General features: G+C 51.2%; 7 protein-coding genes, 1 tRNA gene and 2 rRNA genes. 2 read left to right on the forward strand and 8 right to left on the reverse strand.

Annotation, left to right across the window (positions count from 1 at the left end; genetic code table 11):
• Positions 1-74: 74 nt before the first annotated feature.
• From MHI45_RS15360 to MHI45_RS15370, 3 genes are all read right to left on the reverse strand, one after another.
• A 23S ribosomal RNA gene (locus tag MHI45_RS15360) occupies positions 75-3,001 on the reverse strand.
• Positions 3,002-3,235: 234 nt separating this feature from the next.
• Positions 3,236-3,311: transfer RNA gene (locus MHI45_RS15365), tRNA-Ala, on the reverse strand.
• A 100-nt stretch (positions 3,312-3,411) separates the two neighbouring features.
• Positions 3,412-4,967 (reverse strand): 16S ribosomal RNA (locus MHI45_RS15370).
• The 16S and 23S rRNA genes sit together here with 1 tRNA gene alongside, the layout of an rRNA operon.
• Before the next feature lie 459 nt (positions 4,968-5,426).
• Between MHI45_RS15370 and MHI45_RS15375 the strand changes: the two genes are divergently transcribed.
• Both MHI45_RS15375 and MHI45_RS15380 read left to right on the forward strand, forming a co-directional pair.
• Positions 5,427-6,683 carry an MFS transporter gene (locus tag MHI45_RS15375; RefSeq protein ID WP_038597156.1) on the forward strand — a complete coding sequence of 419 codons (1,257 nt, stop codon included), beginning with the start codon at positions 5,427-5,429 and terminating at the stop codon, positions 6,681-6,683.
• 212 nt (positions 6,684-6,895) lie between these two features.
• The gene (locus tag MHI45_RS15380) at positions 6,896-8,176 is read left to right on the forward strand and encodes a molybdopterin-dependent oxidoreductase (protein ID WP_076113822.1); all 1,281 of its coding nucleotides are present in this window, start codon (positions 6,896-6,898) and stop codon (positions 8,174-8,176) included.
• A gap of 18 nt (positions 8,177-8,194) precedes the next feature.
• Here the strand turns inward: MHI45_RS15380 and MHI45_RS15385 are convergent, their stop codons facing one another.
• From MHI45_RS15385 to MHI45_RS15405, 5 genes are all read right to left on the reverse strand, one after another.
• Entirely contained in the window at positions 8,195-10,075 is a 1,881-nt protein-coding gene (locus tag MHI45_RS15385; RefSeq protein ID WP_341119174.1) for a transglycosylase domain-containing protein, read from the reverse strand.
• A complete protein-coding gene (locus MHI45_RS15390) occupies positions 10,069-10,677 on the reverse strand; it encodes a hypothetical protein (protein WP_076113823.1) in 609 nt (202 codons plus the stop codon). The genes MHI45_RS15385 and MHI45_RS15390 overlap by 7 nt, the downstream gene beginning before the upstream one ends.
• Before the next feature lie 85 nt (positions 10,678-10,762).
• Positions 10,763-11,890 (reverse strand): sensor histidine kinase, encoded by a 1,128-nt coding sequence (locus MHI45_RS15395; protein WP_144024468.1) that lies wholly within the window; start codon positions 11,888-11,890, stop codon positions 10,763-10,765.
• Between the two features lie 20 nt (positions 11,891-11,910).
• A complete protein-coding gene (locus tag MHI45_RS15400) occupies positions 11,911-12,564 on the reverse strand; it encodes a response regulator transcription factor (RefSeq protein ID WP_439823192.1) in 654 nt (217 codons plus the stop codon).
• Between the two features lie 192 nt (positions 12,565-12,756).
• Complete coding sequence (locus tag MHI45_RS15405; RefSeq protein ID WP_256718252.1) at positions 12,757-13,689, reverse strand: hypothetical protein; 933 nt, start codon at positions 13,687-13,689, stop codon at positions 12,757-12,759.
• Between the last annotated feature and the right edge of the window lie 9 nt (positions 13,690-13,698).

Raw genomic sequence — 13,698 nt, forward strand, 5'->3', positions numbered from 1 at the left:
CATTTACAGCGTAAATGCTTCAGGAACCTTAATTCCTGAAAACTGAATCCGAAACAAATCTGCGTCTTAACTAGTTGGATAAGCCCTCGACCGATTAGTATTGGTCAGCTCCATGCATTGCTGCACTTCCACCTCCAACCTATCTACCTCGTCGTCTTCAAGGGGTCTTACTAATTGGGAAATCTCATCTTGAGGGGGGCTTCACGCTTAGATGCTTTCAGCGCTTATCCCGTCCGTACGTAGCTACTCAGCCATGCTCCTGGCGGAACAACTGATGCACCAGCGGTACGTCCATCCCGGTCCTCTCGTACTAAGGACAGCTCCTCTCAAATTTCCTGCGCCCACGACAGATAGGGACCGAACTGTCTCACGACGTTCTGAACCCAGCTCGCGTACCGCTTTAATGGGCGAACAGCCCAACCCTTGGGACCTACTTCAGCCCCAGGATGCGATGAGCCGACATCGAGGTGCCAAACCTCCCCGTCGATGTGGACTCTTGGGGGAGATAAGCCTGTTATCCCCAGGGTAGCTTTTATCCGTTGAGCGATGGCCCTTCCATGCGGTACCACCGGATCACTAAGTCCGACTTTCGTCCCTGCTCGACTTGTTGGTCTCGCAGTCAAGCTCCCTTATGCCTTTGCACTCTTCGAATGATTTCCAACCATTCTGAGGGAACCTTTGAACGCCTCCGTTACTCTTTAGGAGGCGACCGCCCCAGTCAAACTGCCCGCCTGACACGGTCCCCGTACCCGATTAGGGTACCAGGTTAGAACCTAGATACGATCAGGGTGGTATCCCAACGGCGCCTCCGCAGAAGCTTGCGCTCCTGCCTCTACGGCTCCCACCTATCCTGTACAGATCGTACCCAAATTCAATATCAAGCTGCAGTAAAGCTCCATGGGGTCTTTCCGTCTTGTCGCGGGTAACCTGCATCTTCACAGGTATTAAAATTTCACCGGATCTCTCGTTGAGACAGCGCCCAAGTCGTTACGCCATTCGTGCGGGTCAGAATTTACCTGACAAGGAATTTCGCTACCTTAGGACCGTTATAGTTACGGCCGCCGTTTACTGGGGCTTCGGTTCACAGCTTCGGATTGCTCCTAACCGCTCCCCTTAACCTTCCAGCACCGGGCAGGCGTCAGCCCGTATACTTCGCCTTGCGGCTTCGCACAGACCTGTGTTTTTGCTAAACAGTCGCTTGGGCCTTTTCACTGCGGCCCCCTCGGGCTATTCACCCTACCGAGGCACCCCTTCTCCCGAAGTTACGGGGTCATTTTGCCGAGTTCCTTAACGAGAGTTCTTCCGCGCGCCTTAGAATTCTCTTCTCGCCTACCTGTGTCGGTTTGCGGTACGGGCACCTTCTCCTGGCTAGAGGCTTTTCTTGGCAGTGTGAGATCATGACCTTCGCTACTATAATTTTCGCTCCCCATCACAGCCCAGCCTTAATGGTGTGCGGATTTGCCTACACACCAGCCTCACTGCTTAGACGGACATCCATCAGTCCGCGTCACTACCCTCCTGCGTCACCCCATCGCTCATAGCGGATTACGGTGGTACAGTAATTTCAAACTGTTGTCCTTCGACTACGCCTTTCGGCCTCGCCTTAGGTCCCGACTTACCCTGAGCGGACGAGCCTTCCTCAGGAAACCTTGGGCTTTCGGCGGATCAGATTCTCACTGATCTTTTCGTTACTCATACCGGCATTCTCACTTGTATGCTGTCCAGCGCTCCTTACGGTACACCTTCAACCTGCATACAACGCTCCCCTACCCCAGATGCAAAGCATCTAGCCATAGCTTCGGTGGTGTGTTTAGCCCCGTTACATTTTCGGCGCAGAGTCACTCGACCAGTGAGCTATTACGCACTCTTTCAATGGTGGCTGCTTCTAAGCCAACATCCTGGTTGTCTGTGCAACTCCACATCCTTTCCCACTTAACACACACTTGGGGACCTTAGCTGATGGTCTGGGCTGTTTCCCTTTTGACAATGGATCTTAGCACTCACTGTCTGACTCCCGGCAAGAAGTTAATGGCATTCGGAGTTTGACTGAGCTTGGTAACCCTTGCGGGCCCCGCACCCAATCAGTGCTCTACCTCCACCACTCCATTCACCGAGGCTAGCCCTAAAGCTATTTCGGGGAGAACCAGCTATCTCCGAGTTCGATTGGAATTTCTCCGCTACCCCCACCTCATCCCCGCATTTTTCAACATACGTGGGTTCGGGCCTCCAGTGCGTGTTACCGCACCTTCACCCTGGACAGGGGTAGATCACACGGTTTCGGGTCTACGTCCACATACTAAATCGCCCTATTCAGACTCGCTTTCGCTGCGGCTCCGGCTTCTCACCTTAACCTTGCATGTTAAACGTAACTCGCCGGTTCATTCTACAAAAGGCACGCCATCACCCATAGATCGGGCTCTGACTTTTTGTAAGCACACGGTTTCAGGTTCTATTTCACTCCCCTTCCGGGGTGCTTTTCACCTTTCCCTCACGGTACTGTTTCACTATCGGTCGCCAGGTAGTATTTAGCCTTAGCAGATGGTCCTGCTGGATTCATACGGGGTTTCACGTGCCCCGCACTACTCGGGATCCGTCTCGGAGAGAACACAGTTTAGGCTACAGGGCTTTTACCTCTATCGCGGGCCTTTCCAGACCTCTTCACCTACCATATTCCTTTGTAACTCCATGTGAGACGTCCCACAACCCCAAGGGGCAAGCCCCTTGGTTTAGGCTGTTCCGCGTTCGCTCGCCGCTACTGACGGAATCACTATTGTTTTCTCTTCCTCAGGGTACTTAGATGTTTCAGTTCCCCTGGTCTGCCTCTATCTCCCCTATGTATTCAGAGAGAAGTAACTGCGAATTACCACAGCTGGGTTTCCCCATTCGGACACCCCCGGATCAAAGCTTGCTTACAGCTCCCCGAGGCAGTTTCGTTGTTCGCCACGTCCTTCGTCGGCTCCTGGCGCCTAGGCATCCTCCGTGTGCTCTTATTAGCTTAACCAATCGCTCTGGTATTTGGTTTATTCGCTCATCTTGTTTTAAACAGCGCTTCCAGATCACTCTGTCCGCCAGTCTGTTTAAAGCCAAAAGTCGCTCACAATCCAAAACCTTCGCTTAGTATCACTATTAATTAAAACTTGTTTACACAAGTTTCAGCTAAAAGATGTTCTAAAACGCAAATTCGTTTCGGTATCCAGTTTTCAAGGATCAAGGTACTACTATTGATGAAGTTTGTTGGTGGAGCCAAGCGGGATCGAACCGCTGACCTCCTGCTTGCAAGGCAGGCGCTCTCCCAGCTGAGCTATGGCCCCGCAAATTCCATCAAAACCGAACAAATGGATACGCGTTAAGTATCTTGGAAGCTAAGCTTCCGATTTGAATGTCACCGTTGCAGGTGACGATTCTCCATAGAAAGGAGGTGATCCAGCCGCACCTTCCGATACGGCTACCTTGTTACGACTTCACCCCAATCATCTACCCCACCTTCGGCGGCTGGCTCCCTTGCGGGTTACCCCACCGACTTCGGGTGTTGTAAACTCTCGTGGTGTGACGGGCGGTGTGTACAAGACCCGGGAACGTATTCACCGCGGCATGCTGATCCGCGATTACTAGCAATTCCGACTTCATGCAGGCGAGTTGCAGCCTGCAATCCGAACTGAGACCGGCTTTGCTGGGATTGGCTCCACCTCGCGGCTTCGCTTCCCGTTGTACCGGCCATTGTAGTACGTGTGTAGCCCAGGTCATAAGGGGCATGATGATTTGACGTCATCCCCACCTTCCTCCGGTTTGTCACCGGCAGTCACTCTAGAGTGCCCAGCCTTACCTGCTGGCAACTAAAGTCAAGGGTTGCGCTCGTTGCGGGACTTAACCCAACATCTCACGACACGAGCTGACGACAACCATGCACCACCTGTCTCCTCTGTCCCGAAGGCCGCCACTATCTCTAGTGGATTCAGAGGGATGTCAAGACCTGGTAAGGTTCTTCGCGTTGCTTCGAATTAAACCACATACTCCACTGCTTGTGCGGGTCCCCGTCAATTCCTTTGAGTTTCAGTCTTGCGACCGTACTCCCCAGGCGGAGTGCTTACTGTGTTAACTTCGGCACCAAGGGTATCGAAACCCCTAACACCTAGCACTCATCGTTTACGGCGTGGACTACCAGGGTATCTAATCCTGTTTGCTCCCCACGCTTTCGCGCCTCAGCGTCAGTTACAGCCCAGAAAGTCGCCTTCGCCACTGGTGTTCCTCCACATATCTACGCATTTCACCGCTACACGTGGAATTCCACTTTCCTCTTCTGTACTCAAGCCACCCAGTTTCCAGTGCGACCTCAGGTTGAGCCCAAGGTTTAAACACCAGACTTAAATAGCCGCCTGCGCGCGCTTTACGCCCAATAATTCCGGACAACGCTTGCCCCCTACGTATTACCGCGGCTGCTGGCACGTAGTTAGCCGGGGCTTTCTTCTCAGGTACCGTCACTCCGGTAGCAGTTACTCTACCGGACGTTCTTCCCTGGCAACAGAGCTTTACGATCCGAAAACCTTCATCACTCACGCGGCGTTGCTCCGTCAGGCTTTCGCCCATTGCGGAAGATTCCCTACTGCTGCCTCCCGTAGGAGTCTGGGCCGTGTCTCAGTCCCAGTGTGGCCGTTCACCCTCTCAGGTCGGCTACGCATCGTCGCCTTGGTGAGCCGTTACCCCACCAACTAGCTAATGCGCCGCAGGCCCATCTCCTTGTAGCAGATTGCTCCGCCTTTCATCCTCCGTCCATGTGAACAAAGGAATTATCCGGTATTAGCTACCGTTTCCGGTAGTTATCCCAGTCAAAGAGGTAGGTTGCCTACGTGTTACTCACCCGTCCGCCGCTAAGTTAATCGGGAGCAAGCTCCTTCATAACTCCGCTCGACTTGCATGTATTAGGCACGCCGCCAGCGTTCGTCCTGAGCCAGGATCAAACTCTCCAAATTGGTTTTTTCGAGCGGTTACTTCACCCGAATCACTTCGAGAAAATAACCATCCGAAAAAGATATTGAAAAGAGCGATTGCTCATTTTGAAACTGACGATTCATTAAATGAATCTTTAAAAATTAACGCGTTCCATTTGTTCAGTTTTCAAAGAACTTGCTCCCGGCTTTCAACGTTATGTCTCTTGCGCAGGAATTAGATCATATCATGTTTCTGTATTTCTTGTCAACTTATTTCTTCTTCGCTGATCAAGTTCAGCGTCGATGCCTCATAAGCACAAGAGATAATATATCATGCTGAAGGAATGTTTGCAACCCTTTTTTATAAAATAATAAAATAACGCATAATTGGATCGACTCGAGTACAAATTGATTCCCATAACGCTTCGATTGTGGCTAAAATAGGATTTATCGTATTTCCATATATATGCTCACCCATTAACCCGTTTGAAAGGAGCTCAGATGAATAAGAATTCTATACCCGCTGCTCCCTCTTTAGTTGCAAAAGACCGGGAACAACGCAATCTGCAGCAGGATACTATTTACCGGATTTTACTCGCCGTTAGCTTTGTGCATTTATTCAATGATTCCATTCAGGCGCTTATCCCGGCGATGTTTCCTATCTTAAAGGAAAACATGCTGCTCTCCTATGCACAGGTCGGATGGATATCCTTCGCCCTGAACATCACTTCTTCGGTGATTCAGCCGATAATCGGCTATGCCGCTGACCGTAAACCCCGACCGATCCTGCTCCCTCTGGGGATGTGCTGCACGTTCGCCGGAGTGTTCCTGCTCGCTTTTGCCGGAAATTACGTATTGGTCATCTTCTCTGTTATGCTTGTCGGCTTCGGTTCGGCTGCGTTCCACCCGGAGGGCATGCGTGTAGCTCATATGGCTGCAGGTCAGCGCAAGGGATTGTCGCAATCCATCTTCCAAGTGGGAGGCAACGCCGGACAATCGCTGGGTCCTCTTTTGATGAAATGGGTATTCATTCCCTTTGGGCAGATGGGCGCACTTGGGTTCACCGTAATCGCTGCCGCCGGAATTGCCGTACAGACCTATGTGGCCAAATGGTACCAAGAAATGCTTAATGCAGGCTATACGTTCCGCAAAAAATCGACTGGACGCACGCTTGACCCTGCTCGCAGCAAAAGCATTCTGACCGCAACCGTGATCCTGGTCTTTATCGTGTTTGTACGCTCCTGGTACAGCGCCTCCATCGGCGGCTATTATGCCTTCTACTTAATGGATAAATACGGAATGAAGCTCGATGACGCTCAAATATACATCTTTATGTATTTGGCGGCCGGTGCAGTTGGAACCTTCTTCGGGGGCCCGCTAGCCGACCGTTTCGGACGGCGTAATCTCATCCTGATCTCTATGGTGAGTACTGTGCCTTTTGCGCTGGCGCTGCCTTTTGTAAACCATTTCTGGGCCGCTGTTCTGCTAATCATCTCCGGATTTGTCCTGCTGTCCAGCTTCTCAGTAACAGTCATTTATGCACAAATGCTCTATCCGGGCAATATCGGAACCGTCTCGGGACTGATTACTGGACTGGCTTTTGGGCTTGGCGGGATCGGCTCGGTAGTTATCGGCGACCTGATCGACCGGATCGGAATTGCGACTGTGTTCATAGCTTGCGGCTTCCTCCCGCTGCTTGGCCTGCTTGCCCTGCTGTTACCCAATGATAAGACGCTGGAGAAATGGGCCGCTGAATAAGCAGCATGATTTCATCGCTTCGTCTCTCTTCTATATCTATATAAGTCCATAAGGGTCCATCCTTCTCTATTAGAGTAGGGTGGGCTTTTTTCACAGCAGAAGATATAAGCTCTTAACAACCAGCAGAATTATCCAACCGCCCTTTTTTAGGGTACAATTAATTAAAAGTTGAACTAATTGTCATAGCGCGGAAGGCTGAGGAGGAATGGCAATTGAAGAAAGCACTCACGAACATTCGTAAAGGATACGGGAAGAAGCTTGTCTCCATCCATATGTGGAATGCCTGGCTGGTCCTGTTTCTGGCACTCAGCGGATTATTGCTGGTCGGCGGTTTCTGGCGGGAGCTTCTGGGTGAGGGCAGGGTGTGGCTAAAATGGGCACATATCGCGTTTGGACTGGTGCTGCTGATTCCGGTCATTTATTATTTACTGCTTGCTGCAAAACACTGGAAAAGGCTCAAGGGGAAAAATGGGCAAAAAGCTAATGTGATTTTTGTGCTGGCCCTATTGATCGGGTGGATTGTGTCGGGTGTCGTACTCTGGCAATTCAGGCTTGCCGGGCCAAGAGCAGCAAATACCGCACTATTTATACATGATCTTCTGACTTGGGTTGGACTTCCGGTTATTATCTACCACTCTATTACCAGAGTCAAATGGCTCAAAGAACCGAAGAAACGCTCTATTGTACCAGAACCGGTAACATCGGCTAATGGAGCATCTGCTTCTAATGATGAGCAGAAACAGCCGGGAGCAGCCCATGTCCAGCAGCCGATGTATACCCGCCGCGGTTTCATTAAAGTCGCTGTGGGTGCCGGACTTGCGGTAACGCTCGGACCGACCTTTGTCCGCTGGATCGGCAAATCTTTTCAGTTGCCCGGCACCGCGGATTATGCAGCAAACAATGCCAACACACTAATTCCCGACCCTATTCCGCTGGCAGATTCAGCACCACCGATTGGTGGAGGAGCGGAAGGGAACTTCCGCGTATATACTGTAACCGATATTCCAGCATTCGATAATTCGAGCTGGTCATTTACGATTGACGGGCTGGTGGACAAGAAGTTCACCTGGAACTGGGAGGAATTCGTCAAGCTGCAGCGCGAGGTGCAGGTCAGTGATTTCCACTGCGTCACTGGCTGGTCTGTCTACAAAAATACCTGGGAGGGTCTGCCCCTCTCCAAACTGCTTGATCTTGCCGGAGTAAAAAGCCAGGCGGTGATGGTCAAGCTGTATTCCGGCGACGGCGTCTATACGGACTCCCTGACACTCGCACAGGCGCGAATGGAGGATGTTATGGTTGCCGTCATGCATGACGGTAAGCCGATTCCGAATCAGCTGGGCGGGCCTGTACGTTTGGTCACTCCGCAAATGTATGCCTATAAATCGGTAAAATGGCTCAACCGGATTGAACTCATTGCTGAGGACCATGTCGGCTATTGGGAACAGCGGGGGTACGACAAAGACGCCTGGCTGCCTGGAGCAAATCGTGTATAACTGCGGCCAGCGCCTCTTTCAATTCCGAACGGCTATTGCTTTGTTCATCACTGAGGAGAATAAAGCGGCCGCCATCCCGCTGCCCGCAGTCATATAGTTATCCTTATCGGTACGGTCAAAACCCATCCATATAGCGGCTGTCCAATCCAGTGTGTAGCCGACAAACCAAAGATCCCGATTAGCCTTGCTGTCGACACCGGGAAGCGCTGCCTGAGTCGTTCCGGTCTTGCCGGCAACCGGTATGTTCATCCGCGCTTTTTTCCCGGTTCCTTGATTTACTGCATTGCGGAGCATGAACGTCATGCTTTCCGCAGTTCGCGCCGAGATCACTTGACGCTGGCTGGAGACATGCTTGTATAGAACCCGACCGTGCGCATTGGTTATGCTGCTAATGGTATGAGCTTCATTAAACATCCCCCCGCTCGCAAACACACTGTAGGCCTGGGCCATTTTCAGATGAGATACCCCATTGTGGAGCCCGCCGAGCGCAATGGACAGATTATTATCCTCCTGCGGCAGTTCTAACCCCAGCTTTCCGGCAAATTGACGGGCGCTGCAGATTCCCACCTGCTTCAGCAGCCATACGGCCGGAGCATTGATGGATTGCTGGAGCGCCTGGTTCAGGCTAACTTGGCCACGGTATACGCCATTCAGATTACCCGGGCTGTAACTCCCGTAAGACTGCTTACGGTCGGGAACTATACTCGATGGAGTAAAGTTGCCGCTTTCCAGCGCAGGCCCGTAATCAATAATCGGCTTAAAGGCGGAACCCGGCTGGCGTGCGTCAATAATCGCCCGATTAAGGCTGCCCGTTTGGGGATTGCGCCCTCCCATCATGGCGGCAATCTCCCCGGTGTGATGATTGAGTATCACCATGGCCGCCTCGACCTGCTGGTTTTTCCCATCGGGAGGAAAGACATCTGTGTTACGAAATGCTTGCTCCAGTGTCTTCTGGATGTCTGTATTCATCCCTGTCTTAATCCTGTAACCGCCTGTTTGCAGCTCTTCCCTCGATTTACCGGTAAGCCGGGAGGCTTCTTTCAGCACAGCGTCAATATAGGAAGCACCTGCAACCTCAGTCTCAGCTTCTTCCGGAGGCTGGTATTTTTGTTTGCGCGCGGCAACCATTTGCTGTGGGCTGATCAGCCCCCGCTGCTGCATGATTCCCAGAACAAGCTCCCTCCTCCCCTCGGAAACCGCGTTGTTCTCCGCAGGATTATAGATGGAAGGACCTTTCGGGATAGCCGCTAAAGCAGCGATTTGCGAAATCTCCAGCTTTTTGAGGTCACTTACACCGAAATAGTACTCTGCTGCCGCCTTTATTCCATACTGCCCCCGGCCCATATAGATTTGGTTCAGATAAAGCTGCAAAATATCCCGCTTTGACAACCGTTTCTCCAAAGCTGTAGCAATGGAGGCCTCGTTAAGCTTGCGTAGCATATTTTTATCTCTGTTTAAATAGAGATTGCGGGCTAACTGCTGGGTGATGCTGCTGCCTCCCTCTGTTACTCTGAAGTTCACGGTATTGTTAATGGCGGCACGCAGGATTCCCGTATAATCCAGTCCCTGATGGCTGTAGAACCGGCGGTCCTCGACTGCCAAAAAAGTGTCGATCAGCAGCGCCGGCATTTCTTCCAGCTGAGCCATCGTCCGATATCCCGATTCCGGCAGTGGAATTCGGCGCAGCACATTCCCCTCTGAGTCGGTAATGACGCTTGATTGATCTAAAACCAGCTTCCCGGCCTGACGGCTTACCACAGTCTCTCCATATACACGGACATAAAACAGCATTGCCAGCAGCAGTAACACGCCAATTACCGCAAGATCAAATCCGGTATAAAAAACACGCAGCAGTTTTCGCCGGGTGAGCCGGGTGCCAGTATTCCCTCTGCTCAGCACTTTGCAATCAGGTTCACAAGGAACCGCTCCAAGCCCGCCGCTTCACGTTTCATCGCATCCACCTGAACGGCCTCTCCTTCTGCAGCCTTCAGCTCATCCAGCAAGCGCAGCAGCGTCTTCATCCTTAGTATGAGGGCCATACTCTCTTCACTGCTCCATCCCGCTTCTTCTGCATCTGCCGATCCAATCTCTGCTGTACCGGTGAGTTTTGTTTGCTGGCCTTTGTTCAGTTTCCGCAGATTAGCAGCCAGCCTGCCCAGCTCTCCTCCGGTGGATACCTCTAGTTCCTTAAAGAACCCATTCGCCGCAAGCTCATCCGATGCCCGAAGCAGCGCCTTGAAATCATCGGATAATTTTTGCGAACGCAGCAGAAAAAAACTGCCGGAAAGAGCGGTAAAAAGAATTACAGCCAAAGGCAACCTGCCGATATGATTGATCATCCAATGCAATAAGCGGACTGTAAAAGCCCCGGAATCCGCGCTATGCCGCGAATATAGAAAGGAAACCACCGCCTGTAGCACCATAACAACACCACCGCTGAGCAGCAAGCTTCCTCCAATAACATACAAATATCCGGTTCGTACCGTATTTAGTCTTCTCAAGTTTATCCCCTCCCGGTATCTGTGCATTTACTACTCCATGACACATAGAATACCGGCAAGTTCTTAAGAACCTCCCGCACAAGTTCTAAAGATTCTCTAAAGACTCCTCTGGAGACAACGGGAAGCGGGTGATAAAGTCGGTACGGTTCACATCGCTTTGGGCTGTAATTTCTCCATGGTGGCGTTCCACAATCCCTTTGGCTATAGCAAGTCCCAGCCCCGAACCTCCGGTATGCCGGGAACGTGAGCGTTCAGCCCGGTAGAATCGTTCAAAAATATGCGGGAGGTCGCTTTCGGCAATCATTTCTCCAAAATTGCTGATCCGCACGACCGCTTCATCCCCTTCCCGGGTGAGTACGATCTCCAGTTTTTTCCCTTCACGCCCGTAACGGATGGCATTGGTAATCAAATTTTCATAAGCGCGCAGCAACTCGTAAGGCGCTCCCTGAATCCATAAGGATTCTGTATGGTCCACCAGCTCATAGGCCATGCCTGCCCGGGCAAGCTCTGGAACCGCCTCTTCCGCCAGCTGCCGGATGAACGCCTTGAGGTCCAGCTGTTCTGCTGCAAGCGGCAGTCCTCCACTGTTGACACGGGTATATTCGAACAGATCATCAATCAGCTTACGCAGCACCAGTGCTTTCTGATAAGCAATGCCTACATAATAGCGCACCTCTGTCTCTTCCCGGCAGCGGTCCTGCTCAATATAATCCAGATAACCCAAAACCGAGGTCAGCGGAGTGCGCAAATCATGAGAGACCCCGGTAATCAGCTCATTTTTGGCCTGGATCGCCTTACGCTCTTCAAGCAGGGACTGCTGCAGCCGTTCAGACATAATATTAATATTCTCTGCTAGTACACCTAGCTCATCACTGGTCCGCACTTCAATCCGGTGTGACTCTCCCAGTTTGGTGATTTGCTGAATCCCCTGTGTGATCTCTTCGAGATAGGATACTACTTTTCGCGTGTACAAAAAAAAGAACACCAAAAAGCTGATAATGCCTACGGCTGTCATTACCGGCACTGAGCCAATATGGTTAATAATCCATTTCAAAACCAGGGAATAGGGTGCCGACGGTGAACTCGTGTTCATGTGAAGCAGAGAATTCACCAGCCGGTAACCTCCCCATAACAGGATGGCTCCTGACAACATGCTGAGAATAAACGCCCAAATGAATTTCCAGCGGATAGTACTTATATATTTTGCATTCACAGCATTATCACCTCAAGTTCTCAGGATGGCCCGTCCAATTTATACCCGATCCCCCATACAGTTTGCACATAACGGGGCTGCTTCGGATCCAGCTCAATTTTCTCGCGGATATTGCGGATATGTACCATAACCGTGCTGCCTCCGTCCAGAAAAGGCTCATTCCAGATATTCCTGTAAATCTGCTCCATGCTGAGCACCTGACCCTGATGTCTTGCCAGCAGCTCCAAAATAGAAAATTCACGGGGTGTCAGCCTTACCTTACGTCCATCCACACAAACCTCGTGTTTCAATATGTCGATGACCAGATCCTCGAAGATCAGCTCATTGTCATTCATCCTTGGTTGGGTATCCTTGTTGAATTTATGATAGCGGCGCAGCTGTGATTTGGCCCGGGCCACAAGCTCCAGCGGATTAAACGGCTTTCCGACATAATCGTCGGCACCTATACTGAGTCCAAGAATTTTATCCATATCCGAATTTTTGGCGGACAGCATGATGATCGGCATATTTTGCTCTTCACGGATTTTCATGCAGGCTTCTATCCCGTCCATCTTGGGCATCATCACATCCATAATAATGAGGTCCACCTTCTCCTCTTTTAAATATTCCAGCGCTTCCTGTCCGTCAAAGGCTTTGAGCAGCCGATAACCCTCGTTGCAGAAATAAATATCCATCAGGTTAACGATCTCCCGCTCATCGTCCACTAGCAATATTGTTTCTTGTCTCACAGGTAGGTATCCTTTCCATTCCATAAGTGGTAATCTACCTTCTAATATATTAGAAATTATCCAATCTATAAACCCAAAAAAAGCCCCGTATCCCCATAAGGTATACAAAGGCTGGTATTACTCATTTTATTAGTTCCTTTAAATACTCTTGAAGGAGGCATCATAAAGCCGGAACATCGTTTTGTAGCCCGACTCGTCAATCTTGATGCCCACGTCCAGACGTCCGGTAATTTGCAGTGGGCCGGAGGTATGCCGGAGCTTGCTGCCTTCAGGCACAAAGACAATCATAATCTTGTTCCAGTAGGTCTCATCCCCATTATCAAAGGGACACTCCGCTCCGGGCTCTGGAATCAGCAGAAACCAGTTCTTCTCAAAGGAGAGGACTTCGCCCATAAAGCCCTTAATCGTAACCTCGCTGCCGCTGAGATCCCAAAACTGCTCCGAGGGGCGGGTCTGGTCGCTGCCGTCAAAGAAGCCGTTCCAATCAATGGCAGTGTGGCCTGTGGAGGAAGTCTTCAATTGGGCCACTGCGGTTGCGGTTGGGGCAGGGCTGACCTCAGGGAGAGAGCTGGCTTGTGGAGACGGAGATACAGCGCTGCTCTTTCCACCGTTCTTGTCTGCTTCACCTGTTTTAGCCTTTGACTTCGTTTCAGGTGCTGTAGATGCCGGGCTCTTGCTATTACTCTTGCTGGAGCCTACAGTCTTCTTCGATGTATCCTGAATAACTGCTGCTGGAGCAGAAGGTTTCGGCAAAGGTTTGGATGTACTTGGTGCGATGGATGGCGCCGCAGCCAGTTCGGGTTCCGGTGAAGGTCCAGCTGTGGCCGTGGCGGCTTCTGGAGAGCGCTCCACGGTTGGCGAAGCTGCCGGTGATTCTTTTGGAACTATGGGTACTTGTGTAGCTTCGGGTGATTGTGCCACATCCTCTGTTACCGGACTGTCCGCCTCCACCGCAGCAGCAAAGGACTCTCCACCGCCATCAGCTGCACTGTTCTGGCCGCATGCTTGAAGCAGCACCATGCTTGTAATAGCAGCCGTCATCAGGATCAACCTACCCTTTAATGTTATCAAGTGAATGTA

This window comes from Paenibacillus sp. FSL H3-0321, assembly GCF_038002865.1.
Lineage (GTDB): Bacteria > Bacillota > Bacilli > Paenibacillales > Paenibacillaceae > Paenibacillus_AQ.

What these genes read in the sequence shown, in the direction of transcription:
- MHI45_RS15375 (WP_038597156.1), top strand. Translation starts at nt 5,427, where the DNA reads ATGAATAAGAATTCTATACCCGCTGCTCCCTCTTTAGTTGCAAAAGAC.
- MHI45_RS15400 (WP_439823192.1), bottom strand. Translation starts at nt 12,564, where the DNA reads ATGGATATTTATTTCTGCAACGAGGGTTATCGGCTGCTCAAAGCCTTT.